A 20,013-nucleotide genomic window follows, 5' to 3' on the forward strand; every position below is an offset into this window, starting at 1 on the left:
CCCACCTCCAGCGTTTCCGACACCGTCGGTCAAGCCGCTAAAGAACCGCTCCGGCTTTGCTGGAGAACCGCTCAGCAGCAGCTCAAAGGCTCTTGGCGCGCACGGACTCCAGGCCCATGGCCAGTGCGCGGGCGCACTCGGGACCGTCGCCGACCCCGGTCATGACCACGGCCGTGACCGCGTTCCCCTCGGCCGTGCACGCGAGCTCGTAGGCGACCGCGCCCCCGGGACCGGCCCCGCACAGCACCAGCCGCCGCTCCGGGCCCAGCAGCCGGTGCAGCGCGGGCGCGGACGGCGCCCCGGCCGGGCCGGCCCGCAGGCTCACGATCCGTTCCGGGCCGCGGTGATCACGTACCAGAGTCTCGTAGGCCCCCGCCGGAACACCCGGGGCCCGCACGAGCACGATGACGTCCGCCGAAGGCAGTCCGGTGCGCAGCACCACCACATCGGGTCCGTCCGGTTCGGGCAGGCGCGGCATCACCCGGGGCACCTCGAAACCCTGCAACAGCTCCAGGACGTTGCCGACGGTGGACTGCGTATCGCGGTGGTCGGGCAGGGAGCGCAGCAGACGTACGCAGTGCGAGAGCAGCGCCGACGCGTCCACGTCCCCCAGATACTGACGGTCGTACATCGCCGTCAGGGCCAGTCCGCCGTCGGCGTCGTGGTGCGCCGCCAGGGTGAGCGGCAGCCCGGGGTGACCGCTGATGCTGCGCGGGGTGTCCACCTGGATGCCCTGGCCGCGCAGCTCGGTCAGCAGTGTCTCGGGCAGTTCGAGCCGGTTGTCGAACACGACACCGGTGCCGAAGAGTTCGGCGTCCGGATCGCGGCCGCTCCAGACCCGGACCCGGTCGACGGGCACCCACGCGTGGACGGCCAGGTCCAGTGCGGCGTCGCGCGCCTGTTGCAGCAGACCGGCCAGCGGGGCGACCGGGTCGACGTTGACCGTCATCGGCAGCGGATTGCCCAGCAGCCCCGGTATGCCTCCCGCGCCCTCCATCGGCACGTCCCGGCCCGAGAGGTGCACGCCGAAACTGACCGGGGCGGCGCCCGTGGCACCCACCGCCCGGTACAGCAGCAACGCCCACACGACGTGCAGGGCGCTGGACTCCCCGGCCCCGCGCATCGCCGCCCAGGTACGCAGCCTGACGGTCTGCGAGGGCCGCAGCCGCCGCTGGACGCGTCCGACACCGGTGTACCCGGTCGGACGCCCGCCCCCCAGCCCGGGGCGCACGATCGCCTCCGGCGGTGGCGCGGCCGTCGCCCAGTAGGCGCGGGCCGCGCCGGTGTGCTGGCGGGCCAGCCACAGGGCGTGGTCGCGCACATCGGGGCGCCGGTCGCCGCCGGGCAGGACGCCGCCGCGTGCGTAGGCCCGGTAGAACTCCCTCAGCAGGAGGTGGACGCCGCGTTCGTCCAGGAGCGCCTGGTGATAGGTGAGCAGGACCCGGGTGGGCGGGCGCTCCCCCTCGGAGTTCGGCGGCCCGTCCAGCAGCGTCACCCTGAGCAGGCCGGGCCGGTGCGGCGCGAAACTCCGCAGGCGGTCGCGCTCGACCAGGTCGCTCCAGCTGACGGAGGTGTGGTCGAGGCGGGCGATCTCGATCTCGGCCCACTCGTGCAGCACCAGCCGGGGCAGGTGCGTCCAGTCGAAGGACGCCCGCAGGACGGTCTCGCGGTCGGCGACGGAGAGCCAGGCGTCGGCGAGCCGGCCCAGGTCGATCGGCCCCGTCCAGTTCCAGGTGAGCTGGCCGACATGGCCGTCCGCCGGGCCGCTCACCGCGGCGCGTATCAGGTCGCGTTGGTGTCCCGCGGTGGTGACCGTGTCGCGGGCCCCGGCCGCCAATGCCAGGACATCTGCGAGGACCGCGGCACCGGGCCGGGCGGGGGGCCCGTGCGCCTGGGCGATGCGCAGGATGTGGCGGCCGGCCCCGGCGGCGTCCACGGAGACCGAGTACGCGCGGTGGCGCTGGGCCACCCGGGCCGCGACCGCCTCGGCCCGCCCGGTGCCTAGCGGACCGCACAGCTCCAGCTCGAAGGGCAGGCCGGACGTCTCGGGAACCGGCTGGTGAACCACCGCGAACACCAGGTCCCCGCTGTCCTCGCTCATCCGCTGCCCGGCCTCTGCTGCCCCGGGACCTGTGCGGCGGGGGCGGGCGGGGGGACGGACCAGGCCGGTGCGCCGGGATCGGGCAGCGGTGGCACCGTGGCTCCGGGCAGGCGGCGGTGCGCGATGCTCGCCAGGTACCGGCCCTGGATGACATGGGTGGCGAAGTCCCAGGTGCGGGGCTCGTCGTCGGCGAGGACCGTACGTCCTTCGGAGTCCCGGCCGAAGGCGATCGCGCCGAAGCTGCGCCGCAGCCCCTGCCCGAGCGCCTTGGTGTACGCCTCCTTCAGCGTCCACAGATTGAGCAGCCGCAGCGAACGTTCGGACTCGGGCGCGGCGGCGAGCGCCGCCGCCTCCTCGGGTGTGCACACGTGCTCGCGCAGCAGCTCGAAGGAAACGGAACGGCCGAGGGGTTCGACGTCCACGCCGACGGGCCCCGTGGCGCTCACGCCGACGACGATGAGGTCCTCGGTGTGGGCGAGGCTCACCTCGAGCTCCTCGCCGAGACCGCGCAGCTGAGGGCGCCCGCCGGGCCGGTAGGTGAGGTCGAGCGAGCTCGGGGGCACCTGGAGCACCGCCGCCGCCGTGTGCCGCATGACGACGCGGGACACGGCGAAGCGGAACCGGCCGGCCGCACTGGGGGTGTGCCGGTAGCGCTGCCAGTCGCGGCCCAGGGTGACGCGCAGCTCCGGATCGAGCAGCGCCGCGGTCAGCCACTCGCCCCAGGTGGTGTGCACGATGGCGGGACGCGAGGACTCGAGTACGTCGCGGACCGGTTCCCAGGGACCGTCGGGGCCCGCCACGTGCAGCGGCGCCGCGGGGTCCGGTGCGGCGTTCACGGCCTGCTCCTCGCGCACGGGTTCCACGGCCCGCTCACCACAGAAGTCTCGTGGCGTACACGTCGACGTCGACGTGGTGGCGGACCCGGTGTGCCAGCACGGCCCAGACGTTGTCGCGCGGATCGGCCAGGCCGGTGGGCAGCGGCACATCGAGCCGTTCGGTGACCCGGACGAGGGCGAGCAGGGCCCAGTCGGGCGTGCCGATGCAGGTGCCGGGCGCGTCGGCGGCGGCCTCGCGGACGCCGAGCACGGCGGCGGCCAGCAGGAGCAGGGCCTGCCGGTCGGCCAGGGCCCGTACCGACGGATCGGCGGGGTCGGCGTGGGCTGCCCGGCGCAACGGCTGCCGCAGGGTGCGCTGTTCGGTCGTCAGCCGCCGGGCGGCGCGGGCGAGCGCGACATGGGCCGGATCTCCGGCGTCGGCGAGCCGCGCGGCCGCGGCGGGCAGGGCGGCGGCCAGCGCCCGGTGGCACTCGGCGGCCGGAATGCCGGGGGCGACCGGCTCACCGAGCCGGAACAGGGTGCGGGCCCCGGCGCCTTCGGGGTCCGGGCTCCTCCCGTCCGGTACGGCATCGGTCAGTTCGGTCAGTTCGCGCACCAGCTTCACCTGGCTGACCGTCGAGGCGACCCAGTCGACCGCGGCGAGCGCGAGGTCCTCGGTGATCTTGTCGAGCGCGCGGGCGCGAGGGCTGCCGGGCCCGGACCCGGTCTCGTGCAGCACGAGGTCCAGCGCGTTGCGGACATCAGCGGCCACCAGCGGCACGACGTAGCCGACCGCGGCGATCAGCGCGGGGGCCGCCTCGGCGTCGGGCAGTTCGAGGGAGCGCAGGGCCACGGCCACCAGGCTCTCGCAGGCCAGCAGGTCGGCGAAGGCCTCGGCGAGCGTGCCGTGCCACTGGCGTACGGCCGGCTCGTGGCGGCCCCGGGCGTCGACGACGCGCACGGCGTCGCGCAGCACGGTGCCCGTCACCGCGATCAGCGCGGCCGGCCCGAGCAGTGCGGCCAGCTCCCCGGCACGGGCGGGCGCGCAGCCGGTGCCGTCGTCGGCGACGAGCAGCGGGCGCACACCCCATGCCTGGCTCAGCGCCAGATCCCGGCGGAAGAGCGGACGCAGTGCGCGGGCCAGCTGCTCGGCGGTGGTGAAGTGCCCGCCGTCCGTCCGGGGCACGAACTCGTCGTGCAGAGCGCCGGGTACGGGCAGCCGGCCGGCCCGGACACGGTCGGCCAGCGCGGCACGGCCGTACGGATTGGCGGCGTCTGCGGGGTCCCCGAGCAGCGCGTCGAGCCGCATGGCCCGCAACGCCGCGTCGACCGGGGGCGGCAGCTCGGCGTACGTACGGGCGGCGGCCTGCAAAGGCTCCTTCCGTGACGCGGGCGGGGTGCTCGGCGCCGTGACCGGAGCCGGCCGGGTGAGGGTCATCGGAGCCTCCTGATCGTCTTCATCGCAGGCGGCGGACGGCGCTCTCCGCATGCCACTTGGCCAGTCCCAGCGCCTCGGTGCTCGCCCGCCCCAGCCACGTACGCACGTGGTGCCGGGCGTCCGCCGGGGTGGCGTGCTCGCCCAGGGACCGCCCGATGGCCTCTTCCCTGAGCATCACTTGATGGGTGGAGACGACCCTCACGCCCGACTCGTCCGGCAGCAGCGACCACTCCCCGCTGTGCGAGGCGATCGGCTCCGGTGTCAGTGTCTCCTTGTAGACAATCCGTCCGGCGTGCGGAAAGCACAGCCGTACGCTCTCCACGGTGACGGTCTCGCCGCTGTCCTCGGCACAGGTGTCCATGGCCGCCAGCTGGACGCCGGGCTGGTCCTCCCGTACGAGAGTCCACTCGACGTGCGGAATGAGCTCGACCCAGTCCTCCATGCGGTAGAGGAAGTCGTAGACGAGCTCGCTGGGGCCCTCGACGTGCACGCTGTCCTCGAAGGCGACGAGCAGCTCGTCCAGCCTCTCCCAGCGCTCGGCCATCTCGCGGACCTGGAGCAACTGGGCGGGTACGTCCTGCTCGGCGGCGGCGCCGTCCTGGCGGAGCGTGAGTGTGGAGCGCTCGTCACCGTCGGCTTCGACGCTCCAGCGGCCGGTGGTGGGCGCGTCCGCCCGGTCCCCGGTCCGCTGCTCGAACTCGATGGACCTGGCCTGCGGGTCGAGGGTGCGCCGGGTGTGCGAGGAGCGGACGTTTCCGTCCGTCAGATCCCATACGCGCAGCTGCTCGTCCACGCCGTCGAAGTCCATGCGCTCGACGTGGAGGTGGGAGGGGAGGAAGACCGGCCAGCGCACGGCGTCGGCGAGCATCCCGTAGACGACTCCTGCCGGGGCGGCCACGGACATGGTGCGCTGGGTCGAGTGCCCTCGCTCAGCCGACATGGCTGCCCTCCTCCTGATGCACCCCAGGCTGGGTGGCACACCTCGAGAAGCCCTTGAACGCCGTCGGAGAGGGGCACTCCCGGGCCATGGGGTGCCGACGGAGCGTTCCGGCTGGTCAGCCGATCTCGGCGAGCCGTATGCCGCCCGTCCCCGTGACGCCCTCGGGCCGGGCCATGAGGATGGAGCGCTGCAGTTTGGCCAGCGCGGGCGAGGGTTCGAGCCCCAGGGTGCGCACCAGGGTGGAGCGCAGCCGCTGGTAGGCGTCCAGGGCCTCGCCGCGCCGTCCGGAGCGGTACAGAGCCAGCATGTACTGGCCGCACAGGCTCTCGTGGGTGGAGTACCTGCTCAGCAGCACGGTCAGTTCGGAGAGCAGTTCCCGGTGCCGGCCGAGCTTGAGGTCGGCTTCGATGCGCTGGTCCAGCGCACACAGCCGGCTCTCCTCCAGCCGCTTGATCTGGGTGTCCAGATGAGGGCCGGTGTGTACGTCGGCCAGGGCCGGGCCGGTCCACAGCGCGAGCGCCTCGCGCAGCAGCCGGGCACCCTCGGGGAAGTCCTCGGCGTCCATGGACCGGTACCCCATACCGGCCAGGCGCTCGAACTCCTGGACGTCATGGGTGCCTTCGCCGCCCTTGAGCAGATAGCCGCCCGGGACGGTGAGCAGGACGTCCTTGGCCGTGCGGCGCTCGTCGCCGTCGCGCTCGAGGGCGACGGTGATCAGTTCGCGCAGCTGCAGGATGTAGGTCTGCAGGGTGGGGCGTGCGCTGCGCGGAGGTTCGGCTCCCCACAGCTCCTCGGTCAGCGTCCCCACGGGCACCACTTCGTCGGCGTGCAGAGCCAGCAGGGCGAGTACCTGCCGGGGCTTGGGCGCGGTCGGTGTGATCGAAGTGCCCTTTTCCCGCACGACAAGCGTGCCGAGTACGTCGATGTCCACACCGTCTCCCCGTCATCTCCGGGTGGCCTCGGGCCATCCGGAACTGTTGCTGACTTCCCTGATTTAAAAACAGCACGAGCGGTATGTCAATACCAAACCGACCCGCCTGTTTCCTCTCGTCCGCCGCACCAGTGATCCTCGAGCAGGACTCGCAAATCAACCCTAAAGCACCCAACAAGCCCAACTGGAGCGGAAGAACGTCACCGAAAGCCGTTTCGTTGCGTCGTGATTACCAAACTGAGCGGACTGTTTTACCTGTTCGACTCACCCCTGGAGACACTTCCCCGGCCCGCGACGCACCCACAACCAAGGCCAGAGATACACGCACAGGCATGATCAGAGGTGCACGCACAGACAGACACGAGACACAGGCGCAGGCACAGACAGGGCCAGAGGTGCAAGCACAGGCGCTACCGCTCCCGCTCCCGCTCCCGCTACACGTGCCGCACGCCTCACCGCTCAGCACCGCACACCCTCACCACTACCCGCGCCGCACACCCTCACCGCCCGGCGCTGTCGAGGGTCACCGCTCGGCGGCGCCGAGCCTCGGCAGCGCGAACGACCACAGCTGAGACACCCGCTCGGCCGACAGCCAGTACGGATCCACCGCACCGAGCGTCTCCAGCCCGACCGTCGCCGCGACGATGACGACCGCCGCGTCGTCGGCCGAGACACCGTCGGCCAACTCCCCCTCGTCGTACGCCTGGGCGATGGCTTCCTGCACCCATCCGTGCCACCAGTCGTACAGCTTCGCCTCGCTCTTGCGGGAGGGATCGCCGCCCAGCCGGAAACCCGCCCTCACCACAGGGTCGGAAGTGACGGCGACCATCAGCCGGCACACGGCGTCGACGAGTGACTGCAACCGGCCCCCCACGGCCGACGTGCACTCCTCGGTCAGCACGCGGACCGACTCGGCGGCGGCGCTCTCCACCGCGACGGCCAGAGCGTCCTTGTTGGGGAAGTGGAAGTGCAGGGCCCCCGAGCTCACGCCGGCGCGGCCGCTGATTGCCGGGAGCGTTGCCATCGCGTACCCATCGGCACCGAACACCTCCGCCGCCGCCGAGATGAGGGCTTGACGTGTCACAGCCGCTCGCGCCTGCTTGACCATCATGTCCTCCTCTGACCTGGGGAAGGCGCCGAGATTCGGCTGCCCGATTTACCCGAGGATCTCCGGCTTGACTCGTGCACACCTTAGCAAACCGCACGGCTGGTTGGTTTAGTAGTGCGACGCGCGATTCAGTCTCGTCCAGCTGATCATCTTTCCCTGTGAAGCGCTGGAGCTGCCCGCCCTCGACTCCCCCGCCACGACGACGGGCCAGCTCGCGAGGGTCGGCGACGGGAACAGTTGGTTTCCATACGCACCACTGAGACACGTTCACCCTGTAGTGACCAAAGAAAACCAGGCGACAGGTTTTTTTCGCTCAAGCGAAGACAGCCGTGCGCGACAGCAAGTTGATCTCGTGCACTTTATGTCTGGATTCATCCCTTTATTTAAGTCGCCGATTGCGCGGGAGAAGTGAAGAAACGGAATGAAAGGTTCAAGTAAACAGACGGGACTTGCCCAACCCTTTACTTTTGAGCCGATTGAAGAAAACCGGTAGGTCCGTATCTTATATGGCGTCGCCGAACACAGGTTTCAAGACGGGGGCCCCCATGAGTCTGACCACTGCTGAAGCCAGATCTGCGCTGTCGGCCGCACCTCGGCTGACCACCACGGTCGCGAAGGAGTACGTACACCGCGACTCCCTGGCCGAGGTGTTCCTCACCGGCTGCGACACCCGCGACGGTCTGCGCTTCTCGCTCACCGGCCAATGGCCCCGAGCCCACACGCTGTTCCGGAGCCTCGACGGGGCGAGCCATGACCCGCTGCAGGCTGCGGAGACGTTCCGCCAGGCCGGGATCTACCTCGCCCACGTGGAGTTCGGTGTGCCGCTCGGGCACAACTTCGTGATGTCGAACATCACGTACACCACCGACATGTCGAATCTGCGCATCGAGTCGGGTCCGACCGACTTCGACCTCGAAGCACGGTGCACGGACATCGTCCGGCGCAGGGGCGTGGCCAGCCGTCTGCAGCTCGAATTCGCCATCCGCAGGAACGGACAGCTGCTGGCCACCGGCGGAGGGCAGTTCTCCGTCATCCCGCCGGCGGTCTACAACCGCCTGCGCGCCCACCGCGCCGACCACCCGCCCGTCGCCGCCACGAAGCCGCACCCGGTACGCGCGCCCTTGCCCCCGGCCACGGTAGGCCGGACGTTCACCACGGACGTGGTGCTCTCCCCCACCGACGCACCCTCGCGATGGCTGCTCACGCCGGATCTCAACCACCCGATCCTCTTCGACCACAAGGGCGACCACGTGCCCGGCATGGTCCTGCTCGAAGGAGCCCGGCAGGCGGCCTGCGCTCTGATGGCGCCCAAATCGTTCACCCCCGCCAGCGCCTCCAACGACTTCCACCGGTACGCCGAACTCGACCGCCCCTGCTGGGTGGAGGTCACCCGCGTAACGCCCGAGGCAGGCAACACGGTGACGCTCGAGGTCACCGGTCACCAGGATGAGCAGACCGTCTTCGTCTCGGTGCTCACCGGTCCCGTCGCCTGACGTCGTCACCCGTACGTGCGCCCGTAAGGGCCGGCAGTTCGAAGAGTGATCCGCTCCCCCACCTCGTATTGCATGAGCAGCGTCTTCACTCGCCACAAAACAAACCGGTTGCCCTGTTTTTGAATCGTAATCAGGTTGCGGGTACGACTGCGCCGACGGCGACGCGTTTTGAGTAGCTGACCGAGTGGCGCACCAAGACGCAGGTCAGAGCTGCCGCACGCCCCTCAACAGCGACTGAAGCGACTGAAGGTCGCGCTCGGGCCCCGAACTCAGGAAGTCCCGCCACCGGTGGCGGGACTTCCTGCACGCAGACGGATCAGGCGATACGAAGGTCGGGGCGCCCCTCGGCCGGCGGCGCGGCCCGGTACTCCGGAAGGCGGATGGCCGGCAGCTTGCCGCTCTTCATCTCCTCGAGGGCGTACGCGAAGGCGGCTTCCATGTCCGTCGTGCTCCCGTACTTGGCGACGAGAGGATGGAGCCGGTAGCGGTTGCCCCCTCGACCCTCGCCACCGGAGCGCAGCACGAGGTTCAGCTCGAAGAGCGGCTCCATCAGCGCGCTGACGGTGGGCGGCTTCACCTTGTATTCCACCGCCATCTCGCGCTGACTGGGCAGCGCCCCGCCGTTCTCGCTCCGGAAGATCAGGTACTGGAGGAACTTCACCGGAGCCGCCCCGATCGGCAGCGCCCAGATGCGCTCAGCAACGAGCGGCGACATGACGGCAACGGCCATGAGTGCCATCCTCCGTATCGAATGTGCTTGTTCTGCTGACGGACATCGCCCTGCGCGCTTCCTTCAGGCGCTCTCGGGCACTTCCCCGTTCAGGTTAAGGTCCAGCTCTTCCTGATGGTGGACCATCACAGGGCCGATGCTGTGCGGAAATGCCGTTGGATCGTCATCGTGATCCGCGGCGATCCTGGCCAGCACCTCAAGTTGGGCTGCGCTGTTGCCCTGGAACCAAAGCGTCACGTTGAGGCGGATGCGCCCGTTTCCAGCGGACTCGAGCCACTTGTACTCACAGAGCGCTCGGACAGCACGGTTGACGGTGGGTCTGGTGATCATCTTGGCGCCGGGATTCTTGACCGCAAGCGCGTTCAGGCCGTCGGTGATCTCCTGTTGGGTGCACTCCGCGGTCCCGGTGCCAGGCCTCTGCCCACCCGCTACATACAGGAACACGCACAGTTGGCTCTTGGTGATTCCGTTGGCGACGAAGAGCTGAGGGAGTAACTGCGTGAACCAGTTGCTGGCGAGGCTGTATCCGGCGCCTCCGGCAAAGTTGTGAACGGAGCGCGGGTCGGTCTCGTACTCGAAGGTGACGCCCTTGAGCTTGCCTTTCCCAGCTTGTGGCACAGCTCCCGTCTGGACGGTCGAGCCCAGTTGCTCCCCCAGCAGACTGAGGATGTCGTCGTACGCGGCGTCCCTCTCCTGCGAGGAGGCAGCGGGCGGAATCGCTTGGGGCCGACGCTGTGGGCGCGACGGCATTTCATGTGCCACTGCCCCTCCTTGATGCTCAGGCGGTCCGAGGCTGCCCCAAAAGTTAGGCTGAGCCTTACTTTTGAGCGTCCAAAAGTTCGGCTGAGCCTAACTTTTAACGGCTGGACACGTCCCGGGTCACGGCGAGGTCGGGCTTGGCGAAAAAAGTTAGGCTGAGCCGAAGTTTTTTCGCCCAGGAGGACCGAAAGTTAGCCTGAGCCTAATTTTCGCGTCGACATTTCAGTGCATTTCGGACGGCCCGTTCCGGCCCATTTTCGCGAAATCGACGGATTCACCGACCGGCCAAGCACCCCTGACCTGCGACTTTGCGGGCCCCGAGACCATTTTTGAAAGTTAGGCTGAGCCTAACTTTTGAGGCAAAATGTGCTGGCCAGGTTAACATTTCGATCGCAAAATGTGTCGGCCAGAGCATGATCATTTTCTAAAGGTGCAGGTCAGAGAGGCGCTTTGCTCGGCGCCTCTTATAAAAGAAGAGCCGCACCAGGCAGCGACGCGATGCCCCTCAGGGCTGGCACCCGCGCCTGTCCTGACCGAGCGTCATGGCCCCAGGCAGCCGCCGTTTCTGCACGGATCTCACCCGCTGAGCCATCTACTCGCCCGTACGGAACCTCAGCCGACGAAAGCGCGCCCCGACGAAGGGTTCACGTGTTCTGCGGTCGCAGTGGCCACCCGAGCCACCCACGGCGACCAGCCACTCCACTGCCTTTTCCGGCCCGCGGTGCCACGGCCCGCCCACACGCGACGCGGTGCCCGGCCCAGGTCGGCAGGCTCGCCACCCGTGACGGCCAAGAGCAACTGCCGAGCTTCCTGTTTCAGCTCATTCGGGGCCCATCCCGCACGCTGTGGGCCCCGACAGGGCGGCCGGCCGGGAAAGCCGACGGGGCGGCGTACTCCGACGCCGTGTCAGTGTACGCCGCCCTGGGGCGGGGCGAGTTGCGGGAGGCGGTGGCCTGCGCGGTCACGTGGTCACTTCGGGTCGCGGTTGAACTGTGAGGTCGACCAGAAGTAGCCGAGCACCGCGAGGCCGACGCACCAGGCGATGGCGAGCCATCCGTTGTTGCCGATCTCGGTGCCGAGCAGCAGGCCGCGCAGGGTCTCGATGGCCGGGGTGAAGGGCTGGTACTCGGCGATCGGCCGGAACCAGCCCGGCATGGAGCCGACCGGGGTGAAGGCGCTGGAGATGAGGGGCAGGAGGATCAGCGGCATGGCGTTGTTGCTGGCGGCCTCGGCGTTGGGACTGCCCATGCCCATGCCGACCGCGATCCAGGTGAGCGCCATGGCGAAGAGCACGAGCAGCCCGAATGCCGCCAGCCACTCCAGGACGGTGGCATCCGTGGAGCGGAAGCCCATGGCGACGCCGACGGCACCGACGAGGACGACGCTGATGATCGACTGCAGCACGCTGCCGACGACGTGCCCGAAGAGCACGGACCCCCGGTAGATGGCCATGGTGCGGAAGCGGGCGATGATGCCCTCGTTCATGTCGCCCGAGACGGACACCGCGGTGCCGACGACGGTGCTGCCGATGGTCATCAGCAGGATGCCGGGGACGATATAGGCGATGTACGCGGAGCGGCCCGTGCCGCCGTCGATGCCAGCACCCATCGTGTCTCCGAAGATGTAGACGAAGAGCAGGAGCAGCATGATCGGGGTGAGGAGCAGGTTCAGGGTGAGGGAGGGGTAGCGCCGTGCGTGCAGGAGGTTGCGGCGCAGCATGGTTGACGAGTCGCGGACGGCGAGTGAGAGGGCGCTCATCGGGCTGTCTCCTTGGACTGGCTGGACTGGCTGGACTGGCTGGGCGGGTTGGGCTGGCTGGACTGACTGGCCTGGTTCGGCTGACTCGGCACGGTGGGGCCGGTCAGGGCGAAGAAGACGTCGTCGAGGTCGGGGGTGTGGACGGTGAGTTCGTCGGCTTCGATGCCGGCGGAGTCCAGCCGGTCGAGAATGGTGCGCAGGTCGCGCTGGCTGCCGTCGCTGGGGATCTGAAGTGACAGTGCTTCGTCGTCCCGGGAGACGTCTTGGAGGGTGGTGGCGGCGCGCCGGTACGTGTCCGGGTCGGAGAAGCGGAGTCGTACGTGTCCGCCGGGGACGAGGCGCTTGAGTTCGTCGGCGGTGCCTTCCGCGGCGATCTTTCCGTCGCTCAGTACGGCGATGCGGTCGGCGAGTTCGTCGGCCTCGTCCAGGTACTGGGTGGTGAGCAGGACGGTGACTCCGTCGGCGACCAGGTCGCGGATGATGCCCCACATGTTGTGGCGGGAGCGCGGGTCGAGGCCGGTGGTGGGTTCGTCGAGGAAGATGATCCGCGGGTTCCCGACCAGGGTCATCGCGATGTCCAGGCGGCGCTTCATGCCGCCGGAGTAGGTGGAGGCGGGCTTCTTCGCGGCCTCCACCAGGTCGAAGCGTTCCAGCAGTTCGGCGGCGACCCGCCGCCCCTCGCTCCTGGAGAGGTGGTGCAGGTCCGCCATCAGGAGCATGTTCTCCTCGCCCGTGATCAGGCCGTCCACGGCGGAGAACTGCCCGGTGACACCGATCGCCGCACGCACCGCCTGCGGATCGGTGGCCAGGTCATGACCACCGACACGGATCTCACCCGAACCGGAACCGGCGGAGATGAGCGTGGAGAGAATCTTCACCGCCGTCGTCTTGCCGGCACCGTTCGGACCGAGCAACGCGAAGACACTGCCCGCCGGGACACGCAGATCGATCCCGTCGAGCACGAGCTTGTCACCGTACGACTTGCGCAGACCGTTCGCCGAGATGGCCAGGTTGGTCATGAGGGGTTCTCCTTCAGAGGCTGCGGGCGGTGATGTCGCCGTGGGCGGTGGTCGCGCGGATGTTCAGGTCGGCGGCGCCGTCGGTGTTCTTGAGCGCGTTGTGGATCCGGCCGTACGCGGTGCCGGCGTCCAGGGAAGCGGAGACCCCGCGGGCCGCGCCGACCGACACCTCGCCGGACTCGGTGCGCAGCACGACCGTGCCGCGCACGGCCTCGACGATCCGGATGTCGCCCTTCTGGGTGCTGATCTCGGCGGGGCCGCCCAGGCGGCCGACCGAGACGTCGCCGGCGAGGAGGGTGAGACGGGCGCTCGCGGACTCGTCGAGCTTGACCGAGCCCTGTGCGCCCTCGTAGGCGACGTCGCCGAGCCGTCCGACGCCCCGGAACTCGCCGGCGGCCGCCTTCGCCTCGACGCGGGAGCCGACGGGCAGTTGGACGGTCACCTCGACGGATCCGGAGCTGCCGAGGATCCGGTTCTTCGCCGGTGAGGCCTCGATCCGCAGGACGCCGTCGCCGTACGCGACCGTGATCTGCTCCGCCGCCTTCACGTCGCGCCCCTTCGAGGCGTCCGCGGGCAGGACCTCGACCGTGGTGTCGGCCCGGTCGGCGGCGATGAACCGGATGTGTCCCGCAGGAATGTCGAGGACGGCAGAGACGGGGGCCGGGGTGTCGAACTTCTGCATGATGTTCTCCTTCTTCGGCAGCGTGCGCTCCGTCGGCCCGCTGTTTCCGATGAAGGAAAAGCTACGTTGCATTCATAGATTCGACAACGCATTCGTTGCGATGAAATTAGATCACCGCAGGTCATGGCTTGAGAATCGTTGCAACGGCTCTGAATCTAACGCAACAACAGTCACCCGTTCATTGCAATGAAGTGAAGGTGAACGCTACGCATCCCATCGCGCACCGCACCAGCCCCCTTCCCATCCACTTGCGATCAATGTCGACACGTACGGCGGCTCAGCAGCGGGCCGAGGAGAAGACGAGCTACAACGCGTTCATGGCGGGCTGCCCCAGCCGCCGGCTGCTCGACCGGATCTCCGACAAGTGGGTCGCGTTGATCCTCGCGGCGCTCGGCAGCGACGGCCCGCATCGTCCCGGGGTCGACCACGGGGACGGACCCCGGCCGATGCGCTATTCCGAACTGTCCCGCCGGCTCGCGGGCGCCAGTCAGAAGATGCTCACCCAGACCCTGCGCTCCCTGGAAGCCGACGGCCTGGTCACCCGGGCCGTCACGCCCACCGTGCCCGTCACCGTCACGTACGAGATCACCGACCTCGGCCTGTCCCTGAACCGCGTCATGGCCGGCCTCAAGGACTGGGCCGAAACACACATGACCGAAGTACTCGCCCACCGCGAGGAACACCACCGCGCCACTGCCGAACAGGACCAGCCTGCCGTTTGAAGATCTCACCACGGCCGCGCGGCCAGGCCGTTCAGCGCGGAATCACCCAGCCCGGTACCCAGGTCCCGGCGGCGTCGCGGCCGGCCGCTGTGGCGGCGAGGTGGGCGCGGAGGGTGGCCAGTGCCGGGTGGGGGTTGTCCCGGTGCCAGAGGAGCGAGTGCGGGTAGACGGGCGTCGGGTCGGTCACCGGGATGCGGCGCAGGCCGTGGCCGGCGGGCCAGATGAGGCGGGTGTGCTCGCCCATGAAAGTGGCCAGGGCCGGGGTGTCGGCGATGGTGTCGAGAAGCGCGTCGGAACCGAAGTTGGGGCCGGTCGCCTCGATGGTGAGGCCGAACTCGGCGACGAGATCGTCGTAGTAGGCGCCCCACTCGGTACCGGGGACGATGCCCGGCATCCAGATCCGGTGCCCGGCGAGCTGAGCGACGGTCACCGACCGGGCACCCGCCAGCGCGTGGGAGGGGCCGATGAGGAGCTGGAGCGGCTCGTCGAGCACCCGGACGGACTCGATGTCCTCGGGAAGGGGCCGACCGGGCGCGGCGACGGCGCGGAAGGACGCGTCGATCGCACCGGACCGGATGGCGGTGACGGCCGTCTCGATCTCGAACAGCATCACCACGTCCAGGTCGATCTCGGGGTACGCGCGATGAAAACCGCGCATCAGTCCCGACTGCGCGCTGCGCGAAGCGATCACGTCGACGCGCAGCGGACGGTGGCCGGGGCTCACGGACACGACCGCGCGCTCGGCGACACGCAGCAGCTCGCGCGCGTGGGACAGGAAAGCCTGCCCGTCGATGGTGAGGTCGGCGCCACGGGGGGCGCGGGTGAACAACCGCACGCCGAGGCTGCGCTCCAGCGCGGCGATGCGCTTGGAGACGGCCTGCTGGGTGATCGACAGGTCGGCAGCGGCCTTCTGGAACTGGCCCGCTTCCGCAACGGCGACAAAGGTACGTACTGCTTCGAGATCCACGCCGATCCACCTTAGTGAACAACCAATGGTTGTGCGCAGCTGACAGTGCAGTTGTTTGACCTGCTGTTGTACTGCTCGGTTAGCTCTCACAGGTCAACATCGGCTTGTACGGGTGGGAGCACTGCGCATGGTGGGCAGGAGACCGTTGGGCCGACAGTTCGGCTGGCTGTGGACGGCCTATGCGGTGAGCGCCTACGGATCCGGGCTCGGGTTCGGCGCACTGCCGCTGGTTGCCGTGCTGGCGTTGCACGCCAGTCCCGCCGAGGTGTCCGCGCTGTCCGCCGTGGGGCCCGCGGTGGGCGCGCTGATCGCGCTGCCGCTCGCGCCGTGGGTGGAGTTCCGGCGCAAGCGGCCGGTCATGATCGCGATGGACCTGACCCGGTTCGCGGTCATGGCGACGATCCCGTTCGCCTACGCCTTCGGGCAGCTCGGCTTCGTCCAGCTGCTCGTGGCCTCTGCCGTGCTCGCCGCGGCCAAGATCGCCTCCGGCGCGGCCGGCGGCGCCTACCTCAAGTCCCTCGTCCGGCCGGATGACCTGCTCGTGGCCAACGCGCGGTTCGAGTCCACGAACTGGAGCTCCATCGCGGTCGGGCCACCGCTGGGCGGCGCGGCGATCGGCCTGTTCGGGCCGGTCGTCACCGTGGTGGCCGATGCCCTCAGCTACCTGCTCTCCGCCCTGTGCCTCACCGCGATCCGCGGCCGGGAAGAAGCACCACAAGCACCCCCGCAAGCACCGCAAGCACCGCCGCGAGTACCGCAATCACCTCAAGCACCTCAAACAACCGGCAAGAACCCGGCCAGGGCGGGCGCATTGCTCGACGGCTGGCGGCACATCATGGGGCATCCCGGCCTGCGGGCGCTCTACCTCAACCAAATGCTCGTCGCCGGTCTGATCATGGCCACCGAGCCGCTGCTGGCCGTGCTTCTCCTTCGCCGGCTCGGATTCCCGCCCTGGCAGTACGGCCTCGCCTTCGCCGTTCCCTGCGTCGGCGGACTCATCGGCTCGCGACTGGCCCGCGGGGGCGTGGCCCGCTACGGCCGGCACCGGGTCTTCCGGACCGTCGGTACGCTGCGCGTCATCTGGCTGATCGGCCTGGCCTTCGTCCGTCCCGGCTTCGTCGGCCTCGTCACCGTGATAGCTGTCGAGCTGGCGATCATCATCAACATGAGCCTGTACACCCCGGTGCTCGCCACCTACCGGCTCGAACAGACGCCCAGGCATCTCGTCGCCCGAACCCTGTCGGCCTGGTCGATCGGCCAGCAGGCGTCCATCGCCGTCCTCACCGCGCTCGCCGGGCTGCTCGCCGACGTCACCGGCCCCCGCACCGCTCTCACGGTCGTGGGACTGCTCATCCTGGCCACCCCGCTGCTGCTTCCCCGGCACGACCACACGCTGAAGCCCGAGCCGGAACCGGCCCGTAGCAACTCGTGACACACCGCCGCCTCGACCGTTGTCAGAGGTCAAGCGCCGGAGGTCAAAGGGCCGGAGACCAAAGGGTCAGAGGCCGAAGGGTCAGAGGCCAAAGGGTCAGAGGCCGAAGGGTCAGAGGTCGAACTCGATGTGTTCCAGATCGGTGTACTCCACGAGCAGCCCCTGGGCCCGGCGACCGCCGTCCTTGAAGTAGATCTCCTGGAGCCCCTCGGCCGCGATCTCCTGGAGCTGCCGGTCGGTGCCGCCCTGTTCCTGCGCCTCGAAGAGCCGGGCCGCGTACACCGGCGGAAGTGCCACCGTGAGGTGGCGCAGCCGGGCGTCGTCCGTGGTGCCGGGAGCCGCGCTGTAGCCGAAGCGGGCCCGGGTGTCGATGATGATGCCGCCGGTCGTCGCCGCGTTCTTCCTGGCCTTCGCCCGGACCTGCGGTTGCCAGCGCTTCCTGACCTCACGTTCCATGCGGTCCGAGAGGTCCTTCCGAGGCCTCTTGATCTCGTTCTTCACATACCGCTCGACCGTGCGCCGGGAGATTCCGAGCAGTCCGGCGACGGGCCCGGTGCCCTTGAGCTGCTTCACCAGGTACCGCATCCGGGCACCGGCCGACTTGGGGACGGGGCGGGTGAACGCCCGCTGGACCGCCTCGTCGAGACCTTCCCCGACCGTGTTCATCGGCTGGATTCCTACTCTCCGTCGTCCTTGGCGGTGACCGTACCGTCCTTGATGTAACGGGCCAGATTGAGCTCCGGACCGTGCTCCTCACGGATGCCCTCGGCCCACAGCGTGGTCTGCGTACCCTCGTGCTTGACCATGCCCGGGCTGACCCCGAGGCGGAAGGCTCCGGGCAGTGGCTTGCCGTCCCGGTACGGCAGGACGTCCAGCGGCGAGGGTCCGTCGGCGGCGTACACGGCGCAGTCCGACAGGATCGCGACGGGGTACTGCCCGGTGGCGTCCGCCAGCCGCACCATCTTGCGGTGCATGTTGATGCGGGCGCGGGAGATGACGGTGGCACGGATGTCGGGCCGCCAGGTCGGACGGTTCAGGGACGGCCACGGCTGGCCGGGACGCCAGCCGCCGCCGCGCGGCCGCTCGCGGAGCTTGCCGATGCCGCCCTTCGCCGTCGCCTTGATCGCGGACAGGACGATCGCCAGCTGCGGATCGCGTCCCCGGTAGCCGTCCATCGCGGCCAGGAACGCGTCCGGGGCCAGGCCCTCGGTCACGTCCAGGTCCGCCATGGTGGCGACGTACGCGTCGCGCAAGCGCTTGTACCAGCCGTCCAGATAGCGGCCGCTCGTGGGGCGCACCCACGCCTCGACCGGCGCCACGTCGTAGCCGAGCTCGACCGCGTACGCCACGGTCGGCGTCGCGTACCAGGCGGGACCCTCCGGCCTCGCCCCCTTCGGTGTGAACGGGCTGGGGAGCAACTCCCCCTCGAGCCGTCGCCGCTCCTTGCCGACCAGCACATGGGACAGGTCCACATGGGAGAGGTCCACCAGCCAGGAGCCCGGCAGCGTCGGGTCGAACCGGGGGTTCTTGGCGTGGACGGGCGCGTCGAGTCCGACGATCGCCCCGTTGGCTGCCGCGCCGAACGCGAGGTTGACGTCGATGCCGACCAGGTGGCGCTTGAGGCACTCGGCGTCGGTGAGCGGCCGCGCCCAGTCGTACGCCTCCTCGAACAGCATCTCGGCCGGGCCGCGCTGGTGGAAGCGGGGCAGGCCGGCGAGGAGCGGGTGTCCGTCGGGGGCTTCGCACGGTGCGCATTCGACGGGGGCGGTGCCGAGGGAGCCGGGGTTGTACTCGCTGTGCCGCTTGCCGTGCTCGTCCGGCACGCTCGCGCGGGTCGGCGGGTGCAGGGCGGTCATGAGCTCCAGGCCGGTGACGGCGGTGGAGCCGCGGGGCGTCATCACCCGTGATGCGTACGTGCCCAGCAGCCGGACGAGTTCCGCCGGCGGAAGCTGCGGGGCACCCTCCCAGTGCCGTACGTCGAGCGCCTCCCAGGACGGGATGCACAGCTGGACGCAGTTGCGCCGGGAGCCCTGCGCGGGGCGGTAGATGCGCGCCCACGGTCCGAAACCGCGCCGGGTGAGCTTCCAGTCCGCGCGCTCCAGTTGCTTGACGACCTTGTGGTCCTCCGGCAGCCGGCCCGCGAGACGTTCCTCCCCTGACAGCCGCACGGGCAGGCCGTAGCGCTCGCACGCGGCTTCGGTGAGGACGACCAGTGGGTCGGCGTCCTGTCCGTTGAAGTTCAGCCGGGGCCCGCCGAGCTTCGCCTCGTTCAGGGTCCAGTCGACCAGGGAGGGGAGGGACTTGGCGGGTACGTCCAGGAGCAGGCCGCCGACGCAGTACGCCAGGATCTCGCCGTCGGCGACATCGATGACGGCGAGCGGCCCGTTCTCGAAACGCGGATCGTCCGCGGGCCCGGAGGACGCAACGGTCCTCTTCGGTACGGACCTGTTCGTGGGCGACCGCCGTGCCGTGGAATCGGGGCCTGCCGCATCAGGGGCCGGCTCCGGGGACGGATGAGGTGTTTCCACCGGCTCGGCAGGCTCCGGAACGGGGACGGGGACGATGACGGTGAGCGGCTCGGGATCGGCGGTCTCGGGCACAGCCGTCCCAAGCGCTACGGTCTCGGGCACCTCGGAGGCAACCGACTCGGAAGCAGCCACCTCGGAAGCAACCGGCTCAGAGGCAACCGGCTCGGAGGCAATCGCCTCAGACACGACCGCCTCAGGCGCAACCGCCTCAGGCACGGCATCGTCCGGGAAGCGTGCGGCAAGTCCCTCCAGGAGCCGGGCGTATGCGGCCCGTTTGGGCGGCCGCGGCTCGCTGCGCCCGGACTCCCAGTTGCCGACCGACTCGCGCCGGCTCTTCAGCGCCTTCGCGATCTGGTCCTGGCTCAGCCCGGCGGCCTCCCGCAGTCGCTTGCGCTCGGCGGGCGGTGGCAGCGGGTCCTGCGCGATCTGTTCAAGCAGCGCATCCACCGCGCTGAACAGCACCAGCTCCTCCTGGGACATTTTGATCACCTCCGGCGTGACTCTATACGAACCACCCTCCCCGATCGCGCATGGATATAGCGCGGATTTCGCACCGATCGCTCATCGGCAAGCCCACAACTCTGTCCGCG

At 69.6% G+C, this 20,013-nt stretch carries 17 protein-coding genes; 3 read left to right on the top strand and 14 right to left on the bottom strand.

The window, feature by feature from the left end:
* Window positions 1-82: 82 nt before the first annotated feature.
* From OG782_RS37570 to OG782_RS37595, 6 genes are all read right to left on the bottom strand, one after another.
* Window positions 83-2,101 carry a condensation domain-containing protein gene (locus OG782_RS37570; RefSeq protein ID WP_331742338.1) on the bottom strand — a complete coding sequence of 673 codons (2,019 nt, stop codon included), beginning with the start codon at window positions 2,099-2,101 and terminating at the stop codon, window positions 83-85.
* Window positions 2,098-2,937: a 4'-phosphopantetheinyl transferase family protein gene (locus OG782_RS37575; protein ID WP_406459572.1), complete on the bottom strand. Its 840-nt coding sequence runs from the start codon at window positions 2,935-2,937 to the stop codon at window positions 2,098-2,100. Before OG782_RS37575 ends, OG782_RS37570 begins: the two co-directional genes overlap by 4 nt.
* Window positions 2,938-2,971: 34 nt before the next feature.
* Complete coding sequence (locus OG782_RS37580) at window positions 2,972-4,354, bottom strand: hypothetical protein (RefSeq protein ID WP_331742344.1); 1,383 nt, start codon at window positions 4,352-4,354, stop codon at window positions 2,972-2,974.
* A 19-nt stretch (window positions 4,355-4,373) separates the two neighbouring features.
* Window positions 4,374-5,294, bottom strand: a complete 921-nt coding sequence (locus OG782_RS37585; RefSeq protein WP_331742347.1) for an SRPBCC family protein — start codon at window positions 5,292-5,294, stop codon at window positions 4,374-4,376.
* Between the two features lie 115 nt (window positions 5,295-5,409).
* Entirely contained in the window at window positions 5,410-6,225 is an 816-nt protein-coding gene (locus tag OG782_RS37590; RefSeq protein WP_331742350.1) for an AfsR/SARP family transcriptional regulator, read from the bottom strand.
* Window positions 6,226-6,748: 523 nt separating this feature from the next.
* Window positions 6,749-7,336, bottom strand: coding sequence for a ScbR family autoregulator-binding transcription factor (locus OG782_RS37595; protein WP_331742353.1), 588 nt, complete (start codon window positions 7,334-7,336; stop codon window positions 6,749-6,751).
* Window positions 7,337-7,878: 542 nt separating this feature from the next.
* On the opposite strand from OG782_RS37595, the gene OG782_RS37600 reads away from it, so the two are divergent.
* On the top strand, window positions 7,879-8,826 hold the full coding sequence (locus OG782_RS37600; RefSeq protein WP_331742356.1) for a ScbA/BarX family gamma-butyrolactone biosynthesis protein: 948 nt from the start codon (window positions 7,879-7,881) through the stop codon (window positions 8,824-8,826).
* A 316-nt stretch (window positions 8,827-9,142) separates the two neighbouring features.
* Here OG782_RS37600 and OG782_RS37605 read toward each other — a convergent pair whose 3' ends face one another.
* From OG782_RS37605 to OG782_RS37625, 5 genes are all read right to left on the bottom strand, one after another.
* On the bottom strand, window positions 9,143-9,556 hold the full coding sequence (locus OG782_RS37605; RefSeq protein ID WP_331742359.1) for a hypothetical protein: 414 nt from the start codon (window positions 9,554-9,556) through the stop codon (window positions 9,143-9,145).
* Window positions 9,557-9,619: 63 nt separating this feature from the next.
* Complete coding sequence (locus OG782_RS37610) at window positions 9,620-10,318, bottom strand: hypothetical protein (RefSeq protein ID WP_406459576.1); 699 nt, start codon at window positions 10,316-10,318, stop codon at window positions 9,620-9,622.
* Window positions 10,319-11,284: 966 nt separating this feature from the next.
* The gene (locus tag OG782_RS37615) at window positions 11,285-12,073 is read right to left on the bottom strand and encodes an ABC transporter permease (protein WP_331742365.1); all 789 of its coding nucleotides are present in this window, start codon (window positions 12,071-12,073) and stop codon (window positions 11,285-11,287) included.
* A complete protein-coding gene (locus tag OG782_RS37620; protein ID WP_331742368.1) occupies window positions 12,070-13,092 on the bottom strand; it encodes an ATP-binding cassette domain-containing protein in 1,023 nt (340 codons plus the stop codon). Before OG782_RS37620 ends, OG782_RS37615 begins: the two co-directional genes overlap by 4 nt.
* Before the next feature lie 13 nt (window positions 13,093-13,105).
* Entirely contained in the window at window positions 13,106-13,774 is a 669-nt protein-coding gene (locus OG782_RS37625; protein ID WP_331742459.1) for a DUF4097 family beta strand repeat-containing protein, read from the bottom strand.
* 257 nt (window positions 13,775-14,031) lie between these two features.
* Here OG782_RS37625 and OG782_RS37630 point away from each other — a divergent pair, with 257 nt between their 5' ends.
* A complete protein-coding gene (locus OG782_RS37630; protein ID WP_331742370.1) occupies window positions 14,032-14,496 on the top strand; it encodes a helix-turn-helix domain-containing protein in 465 nt (154 codons plus the stop codon).
* A 31-nt stretch (window positions 14,497-14,527) separates the two neighbouring features.
* Here OG782_RS37630 and OG782_RS37635 read toward each other — a convergent pair whose 3' ends face one another.
* The gene (locus tag OG782_RS37635) at window positions 14,528-15,463 is read right to left on the bottom strand and encodes a LysR family transcriptional regulator (protein WP_331742373.1); all 936 of its coding nucleotides are present in this window, start codon (window positions 15,461-15,463) and stop codon (window positions 14,528-14,530) included.
* 127 nt (window positions 15,464-15,590) lie between these two features.
* Here OG782_RS37635 and OG782_RS37640 point away from each other — a divergent pair, with 127 nt between their 5' ends.
* A complete protein-coding gene (locus tag OG782_RS37640; RefSeq protein WP_331742377.1) occupies window positions 15,591-16,895 on the top strand; it encodes an MFS transporter in 1,305 nt (434 codons plus the stop codon).
* Between the two features lie 111 nt (window positions 16,896-17,006).
* Here the strand turns inward: OG782_RS37640 and tpg are convergent, their stop codons facing one another.
* Both tpg and tap read right to left on the bottom strand, forming a co-directional pair.
* Window positions 17,007-17,561 carry a telomere-protecting terminal protein Tpg gene (gene tpg / locus OG782_RS37645; protein WP_331742379.1) on the bottom strand — a complete coding sequence of 185 codons (555 nt, stop codon included), beginning with the start codon at window positions 17,559-17,561 and terminating at the stop codon, window positions 17,007-17,009.
* A gap of 11 nt (window positions 17,562-17,572) precedes the next feature.
* Complete coding sequence (tap, locus tag OG782_RS37650) at window positions 17,573-19,903, bottom strand: telomere-associated protein Tap (RefSeq protein ID WP_331742382.1); 2,331 nt, start codon at window positions 19,901-19,903, stop codon at window positions 17,573-17,575.
* Between the last annotated feature and the right edge of the window lie 110 nt (window positions 19,904-20,013).

The sequence above is a fragment of the Streptomyces sp. NBC_00876 genome (assembly GCF_045207435.1).
Taxonomy (GTDB): domain Bacteria; phylum Actinomycetota; class Actinomycetes; order Streptomycetales; family Streptomycetaceae; genus Streptomyces.

Excerpts from the sequence above, each read along its gene's own strand:
- OG782_RS37570 (WP_331742338.1), bottom strand. The coding sequence starts at position 2,101 with ATGAGCGAGGACAGCGGGGACCTGGTGTTCGCGGTGGTTCACCAGCCG.
- OG782_RS37580 (WP_331742344.1), bottom strand. The coding sequence starts at position 4,354 with ATGACCCTCACCCGGCCGGCTCCGGTCACGGCGCCGAGCACCCCGCCC.
- OG782_RS37605 (WP_331742359.1), bottom strand. The coding sequence starts at position 9,556 with ATGGCCGTTGCCGTCATGTCGCCGCTCGTTGCTGAGCGCATCTGGGCG.
- tap (WP_331742382.1), bottom strand. The coding sequence starts at position 19,903 with ATGTCCCAGGAGGAGCTGGTGCTGTTCAGCGCGGTGGATGCGCTGCTT.
- OG782_RS37600 (WP_331742356.1), top strand. The coding sequence starts at position 7,879 with ATGAGTCTGACCACTGCTGAAGCCAGATCTGCGCTGTCGGCCGCACCT.
- OG782_RS37595 (WP_331742353.1), bottom strand. The coding sequence starts at position 7,336 with ATGATGGTCAAGCAGGCGCGAGCGGCTGTGACACGTCAAGCCCTCATC.
- tpg (WP_331742379.1), bottom strand. The coding sequence starts at position 17,561 with ATGAACACGGTCGGGGAAGGTCTCGACGAGGCGGTCCAGCGGGCGTTC.
- OG782_RS37630 (WP_331742370.1), top strand. The coding sequence starts at position 14,032 with ATGTCGACACGTACGGCGGCTCAGCAGCGGGCCGAGGAGAAGACGAGC.
- OG782_RS37615 (WP_331742365.1), bottom strand. The coding sequence starts at position 12,073 with ATGAGCGCCCTCTCACTCGCCGTCCGCGACTCGTCAACCATGCTGCGC.
- OG782_RS37640 (WP_331742377.1), top strand. The coding sequence starts at position 15,591 with ATGGTGGGCAGGAGACCGTTGGGCCGACAGTTCGGCTGGCTGTGGACG.
- OG782_RS37620 (WP_331742368.1), bottom strand. The coding sequence starts at position 13,092 with ATGACCAACCTGGCCATCTCGGCGAACGGTCTGCGCAAGTCGTACGGT.
- OG782_RS37625 (WP_331742459.1), bottom strand. The coding sequence starts at position 13,774 with ATGCAGAAGTTCGACACCCCGGCCCCCGTCTCTGCCGTCCTCGACATT.
- OG782_RS37585 (WP_331742347.1), bottom strand. The coding sequence starts at position 5,294 with ATGTCGGCTGAGCGAGGGCACTCGACCCAGCGCACCATGTCCGTGGCC.